The sequence below is a fragment of the Enterococcus sp. DIV0176 genome (assembly GCF_050528535.1).
Lineage (GTDB): Bacteria > Bacillota > Bacilli > Lactobacillales > Enterococcaceae > Enterococcus_B > Enterococcus_B thailandicus.
Genome location: NZ_CP172879.1, coordinates 1391894 through 1412742 on the forward strand (window position 1 = coordinate 1391894; position 20849 = coordinate 1412742).

The 20849-nt window shown below is 37.3% G+C and carries 18 protein-coding genes; 2 read left to right on the plus strand and 16 right to left on the minus strand.

Annotation, left to right across the window (positions count from 1 at the left end; translation table 11 throughout):
* Window positions 1-12: 12 nt before the first annotated feature.
* Window positions 13-573, plus strand: a complete 561-nt coding sequence (locus IGJ66_RS06515; protein ID WP_067482072.1) for a TIGR01440 family protein — start codon at window positions 13-15, stop codon at window positions 571-573.
* A gap of 185 nt (window positions 574-758) precedes the next feature.
* On the opposite strand, the gene IGJ66_RS06520 is transcribed toward IGJ66_RS06515, so the two are convergent.
* The 16 genes from IGJ66_RS06520 to IGJ66_RS06595 all read right to left on the minus strand — a co-directional run bounded on the left by IGJ66_RS06520 (window position 759) and on the right by IGJ66_RS06595 (window position 19038).
* Complete coding sequence (locus IGJ66_RS06520; protein ID WP_430616389.1) at window positions 759-2408, minus strand: alpha-glucosidase; 1650 nt, start codon at window positions 2406-2408, stop codon at window positions 759-761.
* Window positions 2409-2569: 161 nt separating this feature from the next.
* Window positions 2570-4807 carry an AAA family ATPase gene (locus IGJ66_RS06525; protein ID WP_430616390.1) on the minus strand — a complete coding sequence of 746 codons (2238 nt, stop codon included), beginning with the start codon at window positions 4805-4807 and terminating at the stop codon, window positions 2570-2572.
* A gap of 30 nt (window positions 4808-4837) precedes the next feature.
* Entirely contained in the window at window positions 4838-5317 is a 480-nt protein-coding gene (locus tag IGJ66_RS06530) for a DUF6530 family protein (RefSeq protein ID WP_067482078.1), read from the minus strand.
* A gap of 145 nt (window positions 5318-5462) precedes the next feature.
* The gene (locus IGJ66_RS06535) at window positions 5463-6311 is read right to left on the minus strand and encodes a DegV family protein (RefSeq protein ID WP_071868393.1); all 849 of its coding nucleotides are present in this window, start codon (window positions 6309-6311) and stop codon (window positions 5463-5465) included.
* Between the two features lie 158 nt (window positions 6312-6469).
* A complete protein-coding gene (locus tag IGJ66_RS06540; RefSeq protein WP_430616391.1) occupies window positions 6470-8065 on the minus strand; it encodes a putative polysaccharide biosynthesis protein in 1596 nt (531 codons plus the stop codon).
* A gap of 714 nt (window positions 8066-8779) precedes the next feature.
* Window positions 8780-10204: a glycoside hydrolase family 1 protein gene (locus tag IGJ66_RS06545; protein WP_430616392.1), complete on the minus strand. Its 1425-nt coding sequence runs from the start codon at window positions 10202-10204 to the stop codon at window positions 8780-8782.
* Between the two features lie 24 nt (window positions 10205-10228).
* On the minus strand, window positions 10229-12127 hold the full coding sequence (locus IGJ66_RS06550) for a beta-glucoside-specific PTS transporter subunit IIABC (protein ID WP_067482085.1): 1899 nt from the start codon (window positions 12125-12127) through the stop codon (window positions 10229-10231).
* Between the two features lie 128 nt (window positions 12128-12255).
* Window positions 12256-13104, minus strand: a complete 849-nt coding sequence (gene licT / locus IGJ66_RS06555; protein WP_067482087.1) for a BglG family transcription antiterminator LicT — start codon at window positions 13102-13104, stop codon at window positions 12256-12258.
* 302 nt (window positions 13105-13406) lie between these two features.
* On the minus strand, window positions 13407-13724 hold the full coding sequence (locus IGJ66_RS06560) for an AzlD domain-containing protein (protein ID WP_067482089.1): 318 nt from the start codon (window positions 13722-13724) through the stop codon (window positions 13407-13409).
* Window positions 13717-14496 (minus strand): AzlC family ABC transporter permease, encoded by a 780-nt coding sequence (locus tag IGJ66_RS06565; RefSeq protein WP_067482090.1) that lies wholly within the window; start codon window positions 14494-14496, stop codon window positions 13717-13719. The genes IGJ66_RS06560 and IGJ66_RS06565 overlap by 8 nt, the downstream gene beginning before the upstream one ends.
* A gap of 140 nt (window positions 14497-14636) precedes the next feature.
* Complete coding sequence (locus tag IGJ66_RS06570; protein WP_067482092.1) at window positions 14637-15572, minus strand: cation diffusion facilitator family transporter; 936 nt, start codon at window positions 15570-15572, stop codon at window positions 14637-14639.
* 44 nt (window positions 15573-15616) lie between these two features.
* Window positions 15617-16009 carry a DUF4430 domain-containing protein gene (locus IGJ66_RS06575; RefSeq protein ID WP_067482094.1) on the minus strand — a complete coding sequence of 131 codons (393 nt, stop codon included), beginning with the start codon at window positions 16007-16009 and terminating at the stop codon, window positions 15617-15619.
* Complete coding sequence (locus tag IGJ66_RS06580; protein WP_270345433.1) at window positions 15990-16508, minus strand: hypothetical protein; 519 nt, start codon at window positions 16506-16508, stop codon at window positions 15990-15992. Before IGJ66_RS06580 ends, IGJ66_RS06575 begins: the two co-directional genes overlap by 20 nt.
* Window positions 16509-16608: 100 nt before the next feature.
* Entirely contained in the window at window positions 16609-17715 is a 1107-nt protein-coding gene (locus IGJ66_RS06585) for a hypothetical protein (protein WP_368026820.1), read from the minus strand.
* A complete protein-coding gene (locus tag IGJ66_RS06590) occupies window positions 17712-18614 on the minus strand; it encodes a viral A-type inclusion protein (protein ID WP_430616393.1) in 903 nt (300 codons plus the stop codon). Before IGJ66_RS06590 ends, IGJ66_RS06585 begins: the two co-directional genes overlap by 4 nt.
* Before the next feature lie 232 nt (window positions 18615-18846).
* Window positions 18847-19038 carry a hypothetical protein gene (locus tag IGJ66_RS06595; protein WP_067482101.1) on the minus strand — a complete coding sequence of 64 codons (192 nt, stop codon included), beginning with the start codon at window positions 19036-19038 and terminating at the stop codon, window positions 18847-18849.
* Between the two features lie 228 nt (window positions 19039-19266).
* Between IGJ66_RS06595 and IGJ66_RS06600 the strand changes: the two genes are divergently transcribed.
* The gene (locus IGJ66_RS06600; protein WP_067482103.1) at window positions 19267-20769 is read left to right on the plus strand and encodes a DUF1846 domain-containing protein; all 1503 of its coding nucleotides are present in this window, start codon (window positions 19267-19269) and stop codon (window positions 20767-20769) included.
* The last annotated feature ends 80 nt before the right edge of the window (window positions 20770-20849 follow it).

Sequence of the window (20849 nt, forward strand, 5' to 3'; positions counted from 1 at the left end):
AGGATGAATAAAATGGAATTAACAAAAGAAATGTTGGCAAAAGAATTAACGGAAATGGTTACTGATATCTTGAATGAAGCAAACCTAAGGGCAGGTGATTTATTTGTATTAGGATGTAGTACCAGTGAAGTTGTCGGTGGACATATCGGAAAAAACTCTAGTGCTGAAGTTGGTCAATGGATTGTCCAAACATTAAAAGAAATCCTTGATCCTAAGGAAATCTCGCTAGCTGTCCAAGGCTGTGAACACTTAAATCGGGCACTTGTCGTGGAACGTAACGTGGCAGAAAAGAAAAATTTTGAAATTGTAACAGTTGTTCCAGCTCTACATGCGGGTGGTGCTTGTTCTGTTGCCGCCTTCGAGCAATTTGCTGATCCAGTCGAGGTCGAACACATTGTTGCACAAGCGGGAATCGATATCGGTGATACGTCTATTGGCATGCACGTCAAACATGTTCAAGTTCCTGTCCGTCCCCGTTCAAATACTTTAGGTGGGGCTCATGTCACTGCGCTACGTTCTCGTCCTAAATACATTGGCGGGCCACGTGCGCAATACAATACTAATGAACGTTAAGTAGTGATTAGCTTCAAGTAATAAGAAACCTTTTCTAACAATCACTTTCCATATGTTTATAAAAAGAGGACTTATTACCGAAGAAGCTGCTTTGGGAACACCATTTATTCAGAAAAAGGAAGCTGGTTTTTTCCCCAGCTTCCTTTTTTCGGCTCCTTTTCTTCTTACACTTTTTCAGATGTGTACTAGAGAACCTTTCGTTGATACATTCTGGCCTCATAAGGTGCAAATTCACCAACAAGACCAAATTGGGGCTCATCTAAATAGTTGGTTAATACCAGTGACCAGTCTTCCGCTAATTTTTCAGTTGTTAGATCAAAAGTTGTCTTTTCCATCGTTAAGTTTACCATAATCAGGAATTGTTCACTAGATTCTATACGTTCGTAAATAAATAACTGCTTGTGTTCAGGTAAATATTCTTTGAATTCACCTGTAATCAATGCAGTATGCTGTTTTCGTAATTGAATCATTTGTTTATAAAAAGATAAAAGTGAATTTGGTTCTTTTTCTTGCGCTTCGACGTTGATAACTTCCTTATTTGGATTAACAACTAACCAAGGCTCATGTGAAGAGAAACCAGCAAATTTTTCATCCGTCCATTGCATTGGTGTCCGGCTATTATCTCTTGTCGTGCTACGAATGATTGCCAATGATTCTTCCGGTGTGCGCCCTTCTTGAAGCAATCGTTGATAAAGTTTTCTTGAATCAAGTGCATCTACTTGTTCGATTGATTCGAAAGCCATGTTGGTCATTCCAATTTCTTGTCCTTGATAGATAAATGGTGTCCCTTGTAAGAAAAAATACATCATTCCTAACGCTTTTGCAGACTCCAACCAATAATTCTGGTCATTGCCAAACGCAGAAACGCTTCGAGGTACGTCATGGTTTTCCATATAAAGTGCATTCCATCCTTTTCCTGCTAAAGAGTTCTGCCACTGACTTAATGCTTGTTTCAGTTTGACAACATCCAGCGCACCTTGTTCTTCATGGTTCCACAAAGAAATATGATCGAACTCAAAAATCATATCAAAATACCCAGATTCACCAACCCATTGTGGGCCTTCCGTTGCAGATACACCACTTGCTTCACCAACAGTCATGATGTCATACTCGTTAAAAATTGTTTTTAGTTCGGTCAAATACTCCCCGATTCCGGTTACATTTTGAAATGGTGAAAATGGATTAGCTGTTGCTGGAACAGCATAGTCTGCTTTTTTGATATGTGAAATGGCATCTAATCGAAAGCCATCAATTCCTTTCTCTAGCCACCAGCGAATCATAGTAAATAGTTCTTCTCTCACTTTCGGATTTTCCCAATTCAAATCAGGTTGTTCCTTGGCAAAAACGTGTAAATAAGATTGTCCGCTCTCCTCATCATGTGTCCAGGCTGAACCACCAAAAATGGACTGCCATTCATTTGGAGCTAACTCTGATGTGCTATCTGCCCATAAATAATAATCACGGAAAGGATTATCTACCGATTTTTTTGATTCAATAAACCATTTATGTTGATCGGATGTATGATTGATGACCAAGTCCATAATGACTCTGATTCCCATTTGATGTGCTTCAGCCAACAGCAAATCAAATTCTGCCATTGTTCCAAATTTTGCTAAGATTTCTTGATAGTCACTGATGTCATAACCATTATCAACAAATGGAGAAGAATAAATAGGATTGATCCAAATGAAGCCAATCCCTAACTCTTTTAAATAACTTAATTTTTCACGAATTCCATTAATATCACCAATCCCATCTTGATTGCTGTCTTTAAAACTCGCGGGATAGATTTGATAGCCTACTTCTTGTTGCCACCATTGCACATTTTTTGTCATGCGGATGTCCTCCTTTACCTTTTCATCAATTATAAACGAAATTGCTTCCTATAAGTCTTTGTTACCGTTAACAAAAAAGAATTAAAAACACTCAAAGAAACACTCAAAGCAAAAAACATACGTTCATTGCTTTGAGTGTTTTAGTAACTATTGATAACTTCCTATAGATAACGAGCAATCAACTGGATCATTTGTTTAGGAAATTCTTGGAGATCTGTAATATCAAGGAAACGACTTTCACCGTAAATTTCTTTAATTTCTTCTTTATCTTGGCCAATCGCCGCAGCAATGAAAATAATTCCTTGTCGATCATATTCTTTGATGACTTCTTGAATGTCTTCCTTTGCTTTTTTTCCAGTATAATCTGGAAGAGCTTTTGGCTGTCCATCACTAATATTCAACAATAACTTGGTAGTTGCCGTTTGTTGGTTCAACTTATCAGCAACCACTCTTAAAACAGCTCCGTCGCGGTTATTTTGGCGTGATTTCATTGTCACCAATTTCTCATCCAACCATTGAAAAGTATCAGCAAATTCTTTATAAGAAAAAATCGATGTCTTTTCACGCACGGAAACATCTGCTGTATCACCATTGATCATCAGTGGGATATTGACACGTTTAGCAAATTCCGCAATCGCAATCGCGGCTTTTTTTGCTGCTTCTATTCGATCTTCGCGAATCATCGAACCTGATTCATCTAATCGAATAGCAACGGCTAGAGACGGTTGTTCATGTGGCGGATTTTTTTTGTCAAAATTACGCAAATCACCATATGCAATGCGACTAGCATTAAAGCGTTGCCCTTCGTACTTACCTTTTTGATAACTTGTGCTTTCTTCGTTATCTAAAAGTTCTAATACTTGTCGACTTAATGAATCGACGACTGGAAAGACTTGGGCTCTGATTGCTCGTGCTTCATCGCTGTTTATTTGATACTTCGGTCGGTGAACGATCAATCCTTCTTTTTCATGCATCGTGCCTTTCATGATTTGGCGCGCTTCTTTGTTCAACTCTTTTTTCATTTCTTTGTCATGGGCGTCCATGTCAGCGGCAGACATTTCAGCAGACTCATCTTCCGCACTTTTTTCTGTCTGATGTTTTCCTTCGACGTCACTGCTTCGTTCTTCTTGAATGTTATCTAGATTCTCAGATTCGTCTGTCTCTTCTGGAGCTTCTTTATCAGCCATTTCTTCTGCTTTTTCGAGTGTAGATAGTTCTTGTTCTGCTAAAGTCAATTCTTCTGGAGCAAGCTCTTCAATCTGGCGCTCTTCTGCTTCTAATCCACTGATTTTTCGTCCACGGACTGTTGGTGCATCAGTAGCTTCGCCCCACTTTTTTGCTCGAAGCAACTCTCTCAATTCAATTAATAACCCCGTATCCTCTAAAGCTTGAAGCAAAATCTTTAGTTCATCTGGATCCGTTGTCAGTTTATATAAGACTTTTGGGTAGATAGATTGTAATAAATCTTGTCCTTGCTTCATCGTATTCACCCAATAAAAATAAGAACGCATTCCTGCGACACCTTTGATCGCGTTTGCTTTGGCTGTTTCGTCTAATAATCGAATAATTTCTGCCATTTTGAATAAAATAGATGAGTCTTGAATTCCTGTTTTCCCAACAGCACGTTCGACCATTACTTCGAGACTAGGTAAATCCATTTTTTCTGCATGCTGCATTCGGTCACGCAACGATTCATTCAGTGGTCGATTTCCTTGATAGTTTCGGTTCGTCGTAATCACAACTACGCTGTCAGGATGGCGACGGACGATACCAGTGGGTAAATTCAACATACCATTTGGTTCCAAGGCTGAGTTTAGCGCGACTAAGACAGACGCATCTCGAATCACTGTTGGCTCTTGGATTTCAAGTAAATAGCCTTTTTCCATCGCACGGACGATTTCTGAAGGGTAATATTTATAATGAATAGGTGTTGTTTCAGATTTTGCTTCAATTTGTTGTACAAATTCAGCTAGTTTTTCTCGTGCTGAAAGTACATCTAATTGGTAATGTGATTGGACTAAACGTAACACAGCATCAAAACTCTCGGTTTGAGAGATGGCTTCCAACAATTCTTGACTATCCGCATCGACAGATTCCACTACTGGTAATAACGCACCAAACACATCTGATTTATCCATATCTGCAAAACACGTCACCTTTGTATAAGGTAATTGCAAATCAGCAGATAACGCCTTAGCTAATTGTGTTTTCCCAGATCCGGCATCCCCTTCCAATAAGATATTCATGATTTTCATCTCAGGATCGAGCCAGTTTTCATTGATTTCTGTTGCAATTCGAATTTCTTCCACACTTGTTCGGTGACTTTTTGGTTTTTGCCAAATCATCTGTTTTTCTAGGCGTGAAAATACTCGGTCTTGTGTAAGCGAGAACTCTCCCATTATGCAACCTCCTTTAACGATTCGACGAGTTTAATAACCTAATTCTTCTAGCAAACGTTTTAAGATGCGGAATCGTTCACCAATGAGTTCACCATCTTTTTGTAATGTATCATAGTAAAGAATAATATCCTCATCAATCTTAGGATTTTTTGTATCGACTTCAACAGTCATTCGGTTTCCCTGCAAACCAATGATATCGACCACTGGGTTTTCAGGATCATAGAATTTTTTATAACGATACGCATCTTGGAAATACAAACTTCCTTGAGCTGCTAAAATTGCTAAATCTAAAATGCGAGTAATTGGTAATTCTTCTGATTGACGTGACCATTTTTCCCCTGTATGACGCCAAACTTTTCCAGAAATATCGACTTTTCCACGATCATTCCATTGTGCTAAACCAAGAGACAAGCCTTTTGCATCTGTATCTAGTGCATTACGGCCATCAACTTTATCATAATCTTCAACGACAAGAACAGGTTTGTGTTTTAAATTTGTTGGGATTTCCATAAGAAACACTCCTTTAATATTTATGTTAGTAATTTACTAAATTACTAGCGTAGTAAATTACTAACGACCAATATGATTATAAGCCTATAGACAAAAAAAAGCCAGCAAACAAATTTGTTTGCTGGCAAAATAAATAAAATAAGAATTATTGCGCTGAAATAGCAAGTCCTACTGCTTTTTCTCCAAGATGCGTTCCAATTACCGGGCCAAAGTGACCAATCTCAATTTCTGCATCGGGGTATTTCTTTTGTAATTTTTCTTTTTCACTGATTGCAACATCTAAGTTATTCGCATGGATCACATACAACTTAACTGGTCCTGCAATTTCAGTTTTTCGTTGGCCAATAATATCTTCTGCACGGGCGAATGCTTTTTTGCTTGAACGGATCTTTTCAAACAAAACGATTTTCCCATCCGTAAAAGTTAAGATCGGTTTAATTTTTAACAACCCACCAATCAACGCTGCACCATTTGTTAAACGACCTCCGCGCACTAGATTGTTCAAGTCATCAACTATCAAATAAGCGTAAGTATTATCGCGAATACGATCAATATGTGAAAGGATCTCTTCAAGTGATGTTCCTTGATCATTTAAATCCAAGGCAGATTCGACCATGTGTCCCATGGGCATGCTTGTAATTTTCGAATCGTATGGAATCACCGTTAACCCCTTCACATCTTCTTTCATTGCAAACAATGTATTAACAAAACCCGAAATGCCAGAAGAAAGGTGGATACTGATTATCGTGTCATACCCTTTCGCCTTTAATTCGTCATATAATGCCAAAACTTCTCCCACAACCGGCTGAGATGTCGTAGGGAAATCTTTACTGTTTTTTAGAAGACCATAATATTCATCAGCTTCAATATCGATACCTTCATTATAAATCTTCCCATCTAAAATAACTGGGATCGGAATTACATATAAGTCGGGATGGTTCTTGATACGTTCCGGCAAATAAGCCGTACTATCAGTAACAACTGCAAGTTTCATTTATCTATTTCCTCGTTTCAAAGAATTTTTCCAGACCTTATAACTATAGCATAATTTTGCTTGTAGATAAATCTAAAATCCGTTTCTATCAAAAAAGACTGTCACAAAAATCGCTTTTTGTGACAGCGTATAGTTAAGAATAATAAGCAACTCTTTCCTCAGACGTTCCGGCGATGCAATAGTGAGTGGATACCACTTTTACCAAACTGAGCGAAAAGAAAAGTCACACCTCCGACTCCTGTAATCAACACACAATAGATCACAGCGTTCGTCTTGCTTTCTAATGAGAGTTGCGTATGCAATAAAAAGAACACTATCATACATACAAGTAACATTAGTGCTGTCGAACGAACTGTTTTAAGGAAGAAGTCTTTGATTCTGTATAATGGTGCTATTTGATACTCGTGACACATGTACCAATAACCACGGATAAACACATACCCAAATGCCAATCCATTTGACAAACTCATCCCATAGCCACCAAATAAAGCTAAGAAAATGACTTGGAAAAGAACTTTTAAGACAATTGCTTGTACCGTTAGCCGGATAGCAAACAAATGGTGATTCAATGACTGTAACATCGTTGATAAAATTGTAAATAATGAAAAGAATAGCGAAGCTAGTAACGCTAATTGGAAATACCCCACACTCTCAGGATCATAACCAAAGAACAGTGTGTACAATGGTCCTGCTAATAAAGACATCCCTGCAAGTGATGGCAATAAAATCAAAATCGCGATTGAAAAACTATCTCCAACCGTTTTTTCAATTTGTTTTCGGTTTTCTTTTTTCAAGGTACTTAATAATGGCAAACTACTGATTGCTACGGTACCAACCATTGAAATCAAAATCAAGGTCAACTTGTTCGGATTCACTGACGCTCGACTAAATAAAAACTCTAACTGTTGATCTGCGAGATCTGGACGGAAAAAATGTAATAACGGCTTCATCGTTACTTGGTCGATCATTTGTACAATCGTAATAACTGAACCAACAAAGATAAACGGAAGTGTTTCACGTATAATAGCGCTTGAAGCACGACGATTGTCTTTTTTGAAATAACGGGTAGATATCAAGAAATCTTTCAATCTAAAGTAATCTTTCTGCCGTCCCACTACATACATATGGAAAATCGCAGCTAAACCACCGAAAAACGACGCGACGGTACTGACTAAAACTGCTTCTAAAATCGTTCCATTCGTTAGGACACGCAAATAATATGTCCCAGCTAAAATAACCAGAACTCGGATTGCTTGTTCGATAATCAATGAAGTTCCATAAGGGCGCAAGTCATTCTTCCCTTGAAAATATCCACGCATTGCACTTAATACCGGAATAGCAACCAATGAAGGACATAAACTACGAATCGCTAAAATCCCATTATTCACATTGGCGATTGGACTGATTCCTGCTAGCGCTGGCGCAAATAAATACATCAAAACAGCCGAGGCAATCCCAATGACAAACATGATATTAATCGTACTGCGAAAAATCACTCGACTTTCTTGTGCATCTCCTTCTTTCGTTGCAATGGCAACTTTTTTCGCGATTGCGTTAGGAAAGCCAACTGTTCCAAGCATTAAGAATAATCCATAAGGCAAATAACCGACATTGTAGAGAGTTGTAGCCAACATCCCATCTTGATTATCACCCATCATCATTAACCAAGGAATTAAGTACACAACACCTAAAACCTTACACAACAAATTGGCAAACGTTAACCAAAATGTTCCTTGCATCAATTTTTTATTCATCAAATCTTCCTCAACTATATATTAGGTTCTAAACATCTTTTACATTATAGCAAAAAAACAAGAACAAGTAATCCCAGCATTGCTTTTTCATTTCATCAGCCTGATTATCTCAGCACACAGATTCCACAAATGCCAATCAACCTTTCACTAAGTAATTTTCTAACTAGACTGTTTCAACTATTATGCTATACTTTTCTCATAACGAATTTCATTCGTTATTTAGACAAGTCAGTTGGCGGAAAACAGACTGCTTGTCTAGTTCAATATTCTTTGGAGACAACCAGTGGTCGGTTGTCTCTTTTTTATAACATTTTAATCATTCAGGTTGAATCTATCGAAATCAGCTTTCTTTCATTCGCTTGCTGAGTTAAATACTATCATTCATCCAGCTACAATCAAGTTTGTTAAAGGAACCTTAACACTTTCTCCACTTGTCAAAATTCCGGCTGAGAACCGTTGTTCAAAATGAATTTATCTAACACTCTTTGTACCAATCATTTGATTCGTTTATTTCAAAAAAAGTCTGGAACATTAATCGAAATGATTATGCTCCAGACTTTTTTAAAATACATAGCGTTTTCAAAAGTTATTTTCTTGGAAGCACACTAACCCCTTCCAAAAACAAAAATAGGTGAGTTATTTCCGGATACTCTTGCTTATTTCTCAGAGCTGATTGTTTTTGACCCAACCTCTTTTAAGAAAGTTATTTTTATTTTAAGATAAGTTTTCACCATTCGTTTCAATCACTTTTTGATACCAATAAAATGATTTCTTACGACTGCGATTTAACGTACCATGCCCTTCGTCATCACGATCAACGTAAATAAAACCGTAACGTTTACTCATCTCACCTGTTCCTGCACTGATCAAATCAATGCAGCCCCAAGGTGTATAGCCAATCAAATCTACTCCGTCGTCAATTGCTTTGTCCATTTCAACGATATGTTGTCTAAAGTAGTCGATGCGATAGTCATCTTTGATTGTGCCATCCTCTTCTACTTGATCGAATGCACCCAAGCCATTTTCTACTACCATCAAAGGAACTTCGTAACGAGAATAAATTTGATTTAAGGTATACCGCAAACCAACTGGATCAACTTGCCAACCCCAATCGCTGGCTTTCAAGTATTCATTCGCCACACCACCAAATAAGTTTCCACCCGTAGTATCTTCACGGTCCTCAAGGTTAGCGGCAATACAAGTACTCATATAATAACTAAATGTATAGTAATCAACAGTGCCTTCTTTTAACAATGCTTGATCTTCTTCAGTTATTTCCAATTGAATATCATTTTTTTCAAAATAGCGTTTCATATAATACGGATACGTACCTTTAACTTGGACATCACCACAGAAATAATTCAAACGATCATTCAACTGTTGTGTTCTCAGCACGTCTTCTGGGCGACAGGTCTTAGGATACATCGTAATGTAGGCCAACATGCAACCAATTTTAAACTCTGGATTGATTTTATGCCCCGCAACCACTGCTCTGGCAGATGCTAGAAAGACATTATGCAATGCTTGATATTGTTCCGTTTCTGTATACTCACGGTTAAACAAACCATTGATTTGCTTGCCATGCTCTAATGTTCCAAAATTGATTTCATTAAATGTCAGCCAATACTTCACCTTATCTTGATAGCGTTCAAATAAAGTCGTTGCGTAACGTTCATAAAATGCAATTGTTCGCTGATCTAAAAAACCATCGTAGCGTTTGCCTAATTGAAACGGTAATTCAAAATGAGAGATCGTCACTAAAGGTTCAATCCCATACTTGTGTAATTCATCAAATAAATCATCATAAAATTGTAATCCTGCTTCATTAGGTGTTTCTTCATCACCATTTGGAAAAATCCGTGACCAGGCAATCGACAAACGATATACTTTAAAACCCATTTCTGCAAACAGGGCGATATCTTCTTGATAGCGGTGATAGTGATCAATCCCTGTATGGCTTGGATAATAGTACTTCTCTTCATCGATTACTAAGTCGAATGTTCGCCGTGTCCCTGCTGTTCGACTACCTGCTCGATTATGATCACTGATTGAATCTCCTTTACCAGCAACATCCCAAGCACCTTCACATTGATTGGCAGCTGTCGCGCCACCCCATAAAAAATTCTTTGGAAAACTCATTGATCTTTCTCCTTCATTTTTGATTTAATTAGCAAGAATAGCGGTAGAAACCAAGGTTCCTTGCTGCACTTCATTTTCATCAGTCACAATAATATCCGCGTAATCAGGCGTATTCGTCACAATGATTGGGACTTGTGTGCTATAACCTTCTTCTTCAATCGCCTGAATATCAAAACGAACCAACTTATCTCCTTTTTTTACTGTGTCGCCTTGCTTTACAAAAACTTCAAAGTGTTTTCCTTCTAATTGAATCGTATCAATGCCAATGTGAATCAATAATTCCATGCCATCATCAGAAATGATGCCAATTGCATGATTTGTTGGGAATAAAGTCATGATTGTTCCATCAAAAGGTGCGACAACTTCACCAACAGTCGGCTCAATCACCACGCCTTTGCCCATAATTCCTTCCGCAAAAGCAGCATCTTTTGCTTGACTCAACGGCAAAATATTCCCAGTAATTGGTGAAAAGATTTCTTGTTTCGCTACTTTTTTCTTTTGTACTGTAAATGACCCTTTTGCTTCTTCTTTACTCATCGCGATGGTTGGCTCATCATCTTTAAAACCAATCACCCAAGCTAAACCAAAACCAGCAACTAATGCCACTGCATCTAAGATCATGCTATAAATCGCAAATTTAATATCGCCATCAGGAGAAATAGCACCTGTGTAACGGAAAATTCCTAATCCACCCATTTGATACGCTTGTAAGCCTAAAGCCATAGCTGTTCCACCTGTAAATGCACCAACGACACAAGAGGCCCAGAATGGTTTCTTTTTAGGTAAAGTAATCCCATAGATTGCCGGCTCTGTTACACCAAATATTCCCGAAATAAATGCTGGAACAGACAATTCTTTTAATTTGGCATTTTGTGTTTTTAACATGACAGCTAAAACTGCTCCTGTTTGAGCGAAAGAAACACTACCACTTGGCGTCAATAACGCTGTTGGTTGTCCTTGAGATAAAGCAATGATTGCAAATGGGATTAGTGCCCAATGAAGACCAAACATTACTAAAACTTGCCAAGTAAAACCTAAAATCGCACCAAAAATAATTGGGTTAAATGTTTGAATCGCAATCAAACCACTTCCCAACGCTTCCGAAGCCGCATTCATGATTGGACCAATAACGATAAACATCAATGGAACAGTAATCAATGCAGTGAAAAATGGAACTAAAAATAGCTTAACAACATCAGGAATGACTTTTCGTAGTTGTTTTTCAAGAAATGCTGCAAAAGCGGTTGATGCAATAATCGGCATCACACTTGAACCATAACCAGCTGCTGGAAGTGAAAATGGGATACCAAAGAAATTCAAGCCACCACTTTCAGCAAATTGACTTGTCAATGAACCATCAATAAATCCGGTGTACACCATACTTGCTGCAATCATCATTCCTAAAAACGGGGATCCCCCAAAACGTTTCATGGCTGTAAAACCAATAAAAATCGGTAATAGTAAGAACAGGCCGTCACCCATCGCATTAACTACAGCATAAGTTGGCGTCGCAGCGAACTCTGGTCCTAAAGCAAATGACAAGATTGCAGCAACCCCTTTTAACATACCGGCTGCAGATAATGGCGCTAGAATTGGTTGGAAAATACTTGAAATAATGTCTACAAATTGATCGAATAAGTTTCCTTTTGGTCCTGAATCTGTTTTTTCCTCCAATAAACCTAACACTGCATCCACATCTTTACGTACATCAGGTACATGATTGCCAATAACTACTTGGTATTGGCCACCTGATTGCATAACCGTTACAACGCCATCCATGTTTTTCAACACATCTGTATTTGCTTTACTTTCGTCCTTTAACTTAAAGCGTAAACGCGTAATACAGTTCGTTAACGAATTGACGTTTTCTTTTCCACCAACTTCTTTGACAATGTCTTGTGCTAGTTGTTCATATTTTCCCATGATTTTTTCCTCCAAAATTAAGTATATTTTTTAATCCAGAGGTCTCGCCAACTAAATGTAACGATCCAATTCCTTTTGCTGGGTAAGCTAGTTTTACTCCTTTCATTTTTATTTTAAGAGAAACTCTCTTATTTCGTTTTTTCGATGATTCTTGCAATGTGAATCGTAATATACACCTGCTCATCTCTAGAAACTTGATAGCTCCAACGAGTGGCTAATAATTCAACCACTTTCTTAGTCGCCTCAAAGGCTTCAGGATACTTTTTACTGACAAGGATAAACAGTTCGTTTTCAACTAGTTCGTCTGCTGCTTCTTTTCTTTGCGCATTCAAAACTCTCTCCGCAAAAAATCGTAGATGGGTAATGAAGCGCTGAAAGTAAATGTCGTTTTCAGCAAAGTTGATCTTCAATGTATATTTGATAACCGTTAGAATTTCTTCAATCATTTGTGTAAGGCTGACGGCTGACTCATTCGTGATATCCAACTCGGCATTTACGATGTGTAACGTTAAGAAACCAGATTCGTCATCGGATAGCTCGATACCCATTTTTTCATTGATAAACTGGATACCTCTTCGCGCAATTGCTAATTCTTCCGGGAAGAAGTGCTTGATGTCCCACAATAGAAAATTCTTCATTTGGATTCCTTTGCCCTCGCGTTGGATCGCCGTGTATAAATGATCCGCAAAAGAAATAAAGCTTGTTTCATTAAATTCTTTGTCCAACTTTTTCTTTGCATAATTCAAGATATCAAAAGCAACCATGATGACCTCTTCGGGAATTTCCGAAAGCATTTGTTCTACTCGTAATGACTCACTTTGATTTTTTATTTCAAACACCTTTTCAATACTATCTGAATCAACCTTAAAGCCCGGCTTTTTTTGAAATCCCAATCCATTACCCATTAAAACGATTTCTTTTCCTTCATCATTCAAGGCAACCACGACGTTGTTATTCAAAATCCTCAGAATTTTCAATTGTCTCCCCCCATCTCTTTCAGCCTCACCAACGCATAAAAAAAGACCCAAACGACACCACAAATAAATGTCGTTCAGGTTTAGCTTAACTGAATAATAACTATCCTAAAACAAAGTTACCATTTTCAGTAAGCGCTGTCAATCTGATTTTTACAGTTTTTTTCTGCGCTTTAGTACAAAAAAATGGCACATAGTTTCAGATGTTACGATTGATGAAACAATTGCTAGGCATACACTCCTCCCCTTTGGGCAACAAAAAAAGGGCTTCGACACATTGATGTCCCACCCCTTACCTTCGTTATTTAAATCATTGATAATAAAAAGACAGCTGCTAAACCAGTCACTACAGATAACGCCATAGAACGTGTTTTATATGCTACACCTGCAACTAAGACCATAGCCAAAATTTTGATATTCCAAGCAAAATCTAAATGTTCGTGTGTGATAAAAACATCTTTGAATGCTAATGCAGAAAATAATGCTACTGGAACGTACTTCATCCAATCACTAAACCACGCAGGAACTTTTCTTTGTGTAAAGTAAAGCATTGGTACTACTCTGGGAATGTAAGCTGCTAGAAATAAACAAGCAACTAGTAAAATCAAATAACTTTTACTCATGGTTTTGGACCTCCTGATCTGGGAAGTTAAACAACGGCTCGTTCACTTGCTCCGCACGATGTCGTAACTTTTTCTCTTTTTCTTTTTGGAAAGCTTTTTCTAAAAGCAATCCAGCAAAAGAAGCAATGACAGTCGCTAAGATTAAGCCAAATGTATTTTGGAACAAAACCATAAATGCAACCCCTAAGACACCCGAAAAAATACCAGTCAGAATCAGCAAACCATTCTTCATCTGCATAATAAACATAAAAATAAACATTGCCGTTAACGCGAAATGAACTAAGTCAGCATCTACTCGAATCACTGAACCAAAAACATTTCCAATCACGTTGCTTCCTGCCCAAGCAGCCATAGAAAACCAATTGACGTACAGGGCTTTTTGTTTGTTCCAAGTTGGATCTGTAGAATATTTCAAGTAATTAACTGCATAGTTTTCATCATTTAGTGATTGCGAAAAGACAGCTAAAAATGGACGGCTTTCTTTCTTCATAAATACTGAAAGACTTGAGCCCAATAATGTATAACGTAATTCTAAGAAAAATACCATCAAGATGGTTGTTGCAAATGATGCGTGTGTTGCTAACATTGAGGCAACTAAGAATTGCGCACCGCCGGAAAAAACCAAAATTGATAATAGACCGGTCAATAATGGATCAAATCCAACCTTCTGTAACAGAACACCACAGGCTAATCCAACCGGGATATAGCTAAAACAAAGCGGCATCACTGCATGAAAAGACTGAAGCCATGGCGCAGTTTTCTTTCTACTCATTAAAATGTCTCCTTTGATTACAACAAATAAACAGCGGACTCATTGTAACATAATTTCAATAAATTGTAGCCGTTTTATCTAAAAACAATATTAAATTTTTCTCATTTCAGCTTCAATTTATGATTTTTTTTCATCCTTGCTTATTCGCGATGGTAATTCGGGTCATACTTATCCGTTTCAATATAAATGTAAATCTTTTTATCTGGTAAACTTTTCCGAATCATTCGTTCAATATCATTGACAATTGCATAAGCAAATTCTTCCTTGATATCCAGAATATCCACTTTCGCAGCAACCATAATTTCGGTTGGCCCCATGTGAACTGTTTTAATATCAATCAATCGTTCTATTTCTGGTCGATCAAATGCTTTTTTAATCAACACTAAGTCATGCGCAGTCACACTCTCACCAATAATCAGGCTGTAAAATTCTTTCGCAAGGAAAATAGCGGCACCCATCAATAAGAAACCAATTAATAGACCACTAATTGCATCAAAAGCAGCGATCCCAGTCACCATGGTTAAAATTGTTCCAGCCATAGCCAACACCAAACCAATTACTGCACAAAAGTCTTCTGTGAAAATAATCAAAATCTCACTATGGCGACTTTCACGTAAAAAGGCTAACAATGATAAATTTTCTGTATTCAGTTCTTTGATTTCTTTAAATGCAATCCGCAAAGAACTTCCTTCAATAATAATCCCAAATAACAAAATAGCTAAAATAATCATTGGATTTTCTACTTCATGCGCAGGATGAAACAACTTTTCAAAGGCCTCCATGACTCCTAACGCGCCCCCACCAAAAAAGAGCATCATGGCAACGATCGTACTAAAAAAATATTTTGCTCGACCTTCGCCAAACTGGTGAAGGTCACTTTGACCAGCTGCCGCACGTTTATTCCCAAATAATAGTAGCACTTGGTTACTACAATCCACGATACTATGGATACTTTCATTCAACATAGCGGCACTTCCACTAATCGCATAACCAATAAATTTGCTAACTGCAACTAAAATATTGGCACCTAATGCTGCTAAGACAGAAAACATGCCACTTTTCTTTAAATTTTCCACTGTTGTTCCTCTTTTCTATGGATTCAATTTTTTTGGATCCAGTCTTAAATTTTGGCTAAATTAAAGACAATCTTTTGTCCCGATTTTAGTTCGATTTCAGCAGCACCTTTAGTGGCAGATTCACCATCAATCGTAAACAACCAATACTTTTGTTTTTCCTGATTCTGTTTACGCCCTTCGATTTCAGTAATAAACCCTTTTTCTTCCTCGACTTTAAAAGTTTTTTGCAAAACTTCTAAAAGATTTTCTCCTGTTTCAAAAGTAACCTTCTGATTAGCAAAATCTTTTCCATCTTCTTGAAGAACGATTGTTGCTTCTTGCTGTTGCACACTGGAGCTTAATTGACTATCAGCTGTTTTTTCTACGTTACTGCTACACCCACTTAAAATTCCTAACCCTATGATAACTACAAACAAACTATAAATAATCTTTTTCATTTTTTCCTCCAAATTGTTTTACTAATCGCTGGATAATAGGAAAGAAAATCAAATAAAAAAGTAAATTTCCTATAGCATGCGACAAATCAAACGAAATCCCTTGTATATAATAAACCAACGGCTGTGGCAACTGATACAACACCGTATCATAAATCGCCATTAGGCCTCCATAAATAAAACCCGCTAAAAAAAAGAAAATACCTTTCAACCAATAACTTGTTCTGAAATAACTCGAGTGTCTACATAAAGTAAACAACAAGAAGATTCCTCCATAGCTAAGCCATTGGCCAATCACCCACGGGCCCATACCAAAATAAAAACTGCTAATTACTAACGACAGACTCATAACAATCAGCCCATCAATCATTCCCAAGTAAAAAACGACAAATAACAAAATTGCCGTCATAGGTTGAAAATTAGGAATAAATTGAAAAGCAACTCTACCTGCTACACAAGCAGCGCTGAGCATACTCAGCTGTGCAAGTTTTCTGGTACTCATTTTTTCTCCTCTTCACTCTTAAAAATCAACACTTGAAACTGGCACAAGCCGCGCATTTGCGGTTTGTGCCAGTTCGATTATTAACCTACAGTTCAAGTGTTCAAACTTTTCGTACCATCAACGGGATTAGAAATTCATAGTTGATAAAGAAATCAATAACTGAACGATGGTATTCACCAGAAGAAACAAACAACGCTGTCTGCTCCCCTTCTTTAGATACCGTCAGTGATTGTCCCTTATCAAGCAAGACTTCATAAGCATCTTCACCCAGTTTTTCCATATCGTATTGCGGATGATTCATCGCAACGATAAAGATATCATCTAGAACTTGTTCCGTTAATTCGAATTCACTTTGCAAATTCAAACGTAAAACTTTTGTATTATCTAAAAGCGTCTCGTTGACAGTAAAGCCAAGTTGTCGAGCATGCTCCAATAACTGATTCAATTTGTGATTAAAAATCGTCATTTGTCCAACTGAAAAAACACGTTCAACTGACCAATAACGAATAAGCGCTAAAACTTGGTCATCCTTCACGTCGATTGTCATTGTTTCTGGAGAAATTTTTAAAAGGTTGATTGCATCCACCTGATAGCGTTCATCAATCGTTGGCAACGCAAAAGAGAAAATCAAGTTTGCTGAATCATCCAACGCGTAATTAATTGAAAAATGACGTGTTTCCCAAGTATCATAGGTCGTTCCTGACAATTCTAGCCCAATATCATTTAAAGGTTTTAACAATTCATAGGCAAAGTACTCAACCAAGCTCGTCTTAGCAATCGGCGAAATTGGTTCACCGGCTAAAATATATTGCTGATACGCACCCAGCAACTCAGAAAAGCCAGATTCAATAAAAGCTTTACGCATTCTTAAATCAGCAAGCTGTGTTTCAGCCTCATGAATCATTTGAACGATTTCTTGGTGGTCTTGTTCTTTTCCACTCAGATAAGACTGGTTATCAGCTAACTCTTGTTCTTTTTTTGCAAGCGTTGTATCTGCTGTCATTTGAGGAACGATTTTTTCTTTTTCATGAATCTTTGTTCCTTCAGTTGCACTTTCTAATTCCACATCATCATCTGATTCTGTCAAAAGTTCAGCGGTTGTTTCATCTGTTACTACTTCTTCCATAGGAACAACTGTTGTTTCTTCGTTCTCGATTTCTGAAGGTTCAACTACCTTTTCTGCTTCCTCTTTTTCGTACTCGCTCATTCTTCCAAACCTCCTTCATCAAGGATTGCCACTTCCGGGTTTTCACTACCAAGATAGCTCATTAAAAACTGATGGATAGCTGGTCCAAAGTTTTCCCTTCCACCAAAGTAACGCGCAATTTGGCGTTGTTCTTTTTGAACGATTGCCGCTTTTAGTTGATCTGCTTTTGCTTGTCGCATCATGGCTTCTTTTTGTTTTTGAATTTTAGCTGGTTCATCAATATAAGGTAACCAACCTAGCTTTTCATTTTCATAAACTTGTTTTTCTTTTGCCAATGCTTCAATTTCTTCATCAATTTTTTTTCGGTTTAAGAACCCCTTTGACTCTTCTAAAGCAGCAATTTTTTTGTTATATGTTCCGATTTCTTCATCAAGACGTTCAATTTCCGTTTGCGCAGTAATTACTTTTGCATCTAACTCATTTAATTCATGGCTGTAATCTACCACTTCCCCTTGTGAGTATTGCTCCCACTCGGCATCAATTTGTGGTAAAACAAAAATTTCCGGCAAACTGGCATCAATCGCAATCGTTGGGCGCTCATGATAGTACGTCCCAATTTTGTAATAACTTAAAGTAGGTGACATTTCATCTACCAGTTCCATAAAAGGAAATTGTTGTAAGAATCGATCTTGGATTTTTCGCATAAGTAATTGGTCAATTTCATGGTTCTCATTTGAGCTTCGTTTTAGCTCATCATTTAAATGACTATTATATAGTCGATAAATTTCAGGAATGTTTTCTTCACGTACTGCTTGTTCAAATGCTTGTAAATCTCCCAGCAATTGAGATAAGTTTGTACTTGCTTTTTGTTTAATATCATCAAAAGATGACTCATCAGTATGTTTATCCATATCTACCGTTTCAGGTTCATGGTGTTCTTCTGTAATAGAATCTTTCATATTTTTACCTCCTTGCATTCATTTGATAACTTAATAGTACCATTTTCTTCAAAAAATTGTTACAAAATCGGGCACGACAGAAACGAATCACTCGTTCATTTAGCAAAAACGTAAAAAAACAAAAAAACTGTGACAAAAGTCAAGAGACCCATGTCACAGCTCTAAACAGAGTGAGAGAAATGCACACTTGCAACAACTCTTCCTATTCTGCTTTCATCAATCAAGGATTGTTTTATTTGTTAGGCAGTTCGCGGGTCGTGAAATGAATGCGTTGTTGCTCATCGCGAGTCAGTAAGGTTTCTTCATTTAAGTATGAAAGTCTAAGCTCACCTAATTCAGGATTTTCCAGCATTTTTTCATAACCAGTAAAAATCGAACGGATATAATTCTTATAAGCGTTTTTCTTCTTTTGTCTTTTTTTCATAGGACACCTTCCTTATCAAAAATATCATACCAATGAATAGCTACATAGACAAGATAGAATCGAAAAATTGAGTGAAACATTTATTATTTTTTGTAATAACCGATTGCTTTTAGTGGAAATCACTACATAATCAAAACAAACAACATTCTTTTCTTCGAATTTTCTCACGAAGGTTGACGAATCCGTCAAAAAATGAAAAAATGCTTTAGTACTTAAGGAGGGAATCTAGTGAAAAAAATCGGTTTTGACTCAGAAAAATATATTGAAGAACAATCTACTTATATTTTGGAACGAGTAAATCACTATGACAAATTATATTTAGAATTTGGTGGGAAATTAGTTGACGACAAGCATGCAAAACGTGTATTACCTGGTTTTGAAGAGGATGCTAAAATCAAATTGCTACAAAAATTGAAAGATCAAGCAGAAATTTTGATTTGTGTCTATGCTGGCGACATTGAACGTAATAAAATCCGTGGCGATTACGGAATCACTTATGATATGGATATCTTACGTTTGATTGACGAGCTACGTGGCTATGGTCTAATGATCAACAGTGTCGTTATCACTCGCTACAATGGTCAACCAGCAACGAAAGTTTTCATCAATAAACTTGAACGTCGTGACATTAAAGTCTACACGCATTCAGAAATTGAAGATTACCCTGTTAACGTGGATAAGATTGTTTCTGAAGATGGATTTGGCAAGAATGCTTATATTGAAACGACAAAACCAATCGTTGTTGTAACAGCACCTGGTCCCGGTAGCGGAAAATTAGCGACTTGTTTGAACCAACTTTATCATGAAAGTCAACAAGGACATGCCGCTGGTTATTCAAAATTTGAAACTTTCCCAGTTTGGAATGTACCGCTAAAACATCCGTTGAACATTGCTTATGAAGCTGCGACTGTTGATTTAAAAGATGTCAATATGATCGATTCCTTCCATTTCGATGCTTACAATAAAGTAGCCGTAAACTATAATCGTGATGTTGAAACCTTCCCTGTCATCAAACGTATTATTGAAAAAATCACAGGTAAAGAATCTGTTTACTTGTCACCTACTGATATGGGTGTGAATCGTGTTGGTTTTGGTATCACGGATGATGAAGTTGTTCAAGAAGCATCTAAACAAGAAATCATTCGTCGCTATTTCCAAACAAAATGTGACTTTAAAAAAGGGCAAATTGACGAAGAAGCAGTCAACCGCATCAAATTAATCATGGAAGAAGTTGGCTTACGACCTGAAGACCGTAAAGTAGTTACTCCAGCTCATGATTATGCTAAGACAATTCAAAACCCTTCAAAAGATCCAACTGCTGTCATTGCAATTGAACTTCCAGATAATGTCATTATTACTGGACGTACGGGTCAATTGATGGATGCTTCCTCAGCTGTCATTTTGAATGCCGTGAAGCATCTTGCTCATATCGCTGATGATATTCCTTTACTTTCACCATTGATTTTAGAAACAATCCAAGGAATGAAATCACAAGCTTTGCATTCTTCAATTGATAAATTAACGATCAACGAAGTCTTGATTGCTTTATCCATTAGCGCAGTAACGAATCCAATTGCCCAAGTTGCTTATGAAAAACTCGGTGAATTAGATGGTGCCCAAGCGCATTCAACTGTTATGATGAATAAAAATGATGAACAAACATTGAAGCAACTAGGAATCGATTTAACCTGTGCTCCAGTTTATCCATCTGAAAACCTGTATTATCAATAATCAAGTTTTGAACGAAACTTGTCAAAACCATATTGAACTTTCTTGTTCGATATGGTTTTTTTATGCTCGAAAACACTCAT

Bases quoted from the DNA above. Each gene is read 5' to 3' on its own strand.
- IGJ66_RS06565 (WP_067482090.1), bottom strand. From the start codon at position 14,496: ATGAGTAGAAAGAAAACTGCGCCATGGCTTCAGTCTTTTCATGCAGTG.
- IGJ66_RS06575 (WP_067482094.1), bottom strand. From the start codon at position 16,009: ATGAAAAAGATTATTTATAGTTTGTTTGTAGTTATCATAGGGTTAGGA.
- IGJ66_RS06535 (WP_071868393.1), bottom strand. From the start codon at position 6,311: ATGAAACTTGCAGTTGTTACTGATAGTACGGCTTATTTGCCGGAACGT.
- IGJ66_RS06515 (WP_067482072.1), top strand. From the start codon at position 13: ATGGAATTAACAAAAGAAATGTTGGCAAAAGAATTAACGGAAATGGTT.
- IGJ66_RS06545 (WP_430616392.1), bottom strand. From the start codon at position 10,204: ATGAGTTTTCCAAAGAATTTTTTATGGGGTGGCGCGACAGCTGCCAAT.
- IGJ66_RS06585 (WP_368026820.1), bottom strand. From the start codon at position 17,715: ATGAGCGAGTACGAAAAAGAGGAAGCAGAAAAGGTAGTTGAACCTTCA.
- IGJ66_RS06595 (WP_067482101.1), bottom strand. From the start codon at position 19,038: ATGAAAAAAAGACAAAAGAAGAAAAACGCTTATAAGAATTATATCCGT.
- IGJ66_RS06550 (WP_067482085.1), bottom strand. From the start codon at position 12,127: ATGGGAAAATATGAACAACTAGCACAAGACATTGTCAAAGAAGTTGGT.
- IGJ66_RS06590 (WP_430616393.1), bottom strand. From the start codon at position 18,614: ATGAAAGATTCTATTACAGAAGAACACCATGAACCTGAAACGGTAGAT.
- IGJ66_RS06560 (WP_067482089.1), bottom strand. From the start codon at position 13,724: ATGAGTAAAAGTTATTTGATTTTACTAGTTGCTTGTTTATTTCTAGCA.
- IGJ66_RS06580 (WP_270345433.1), bottom strand. From the start codon at position 16,508: ATGAGTACCAGAAAACTTGCACAGCTGAGTATGCTCAGCGCTGCTTGT.
- IGJ66_RS06520 (WP_430616389.1), bottom strand. From the start codon at position 2,408: ATGACAAAAAATGTGCAATGGTGGCAACAAGAAGTAGGCTATCAAATC.
- IGJ66_RS06540 (WP_430616391.1), bottom strand. From the start codon at position 8,065: ATGAATAAAAAATTGATGCAAGGAACATTTTGGTTAACGTTTGCCAAT.
- IGJ66_RS06525 (WP_430616390.1), bottom strand. From the start codon at position 4,807: ATGGGAGAGTTCTCGCTTACACAAGACCGAGTATTTTCACGCCTAGAA.
- IGJ66_RS06530 (WP_067482078.1), bottom strand. From the start codon at position 5,317: ATGGAAATCCCAACAAATTTAAAACACAAACCTGTTCTTGTCGTTGAA.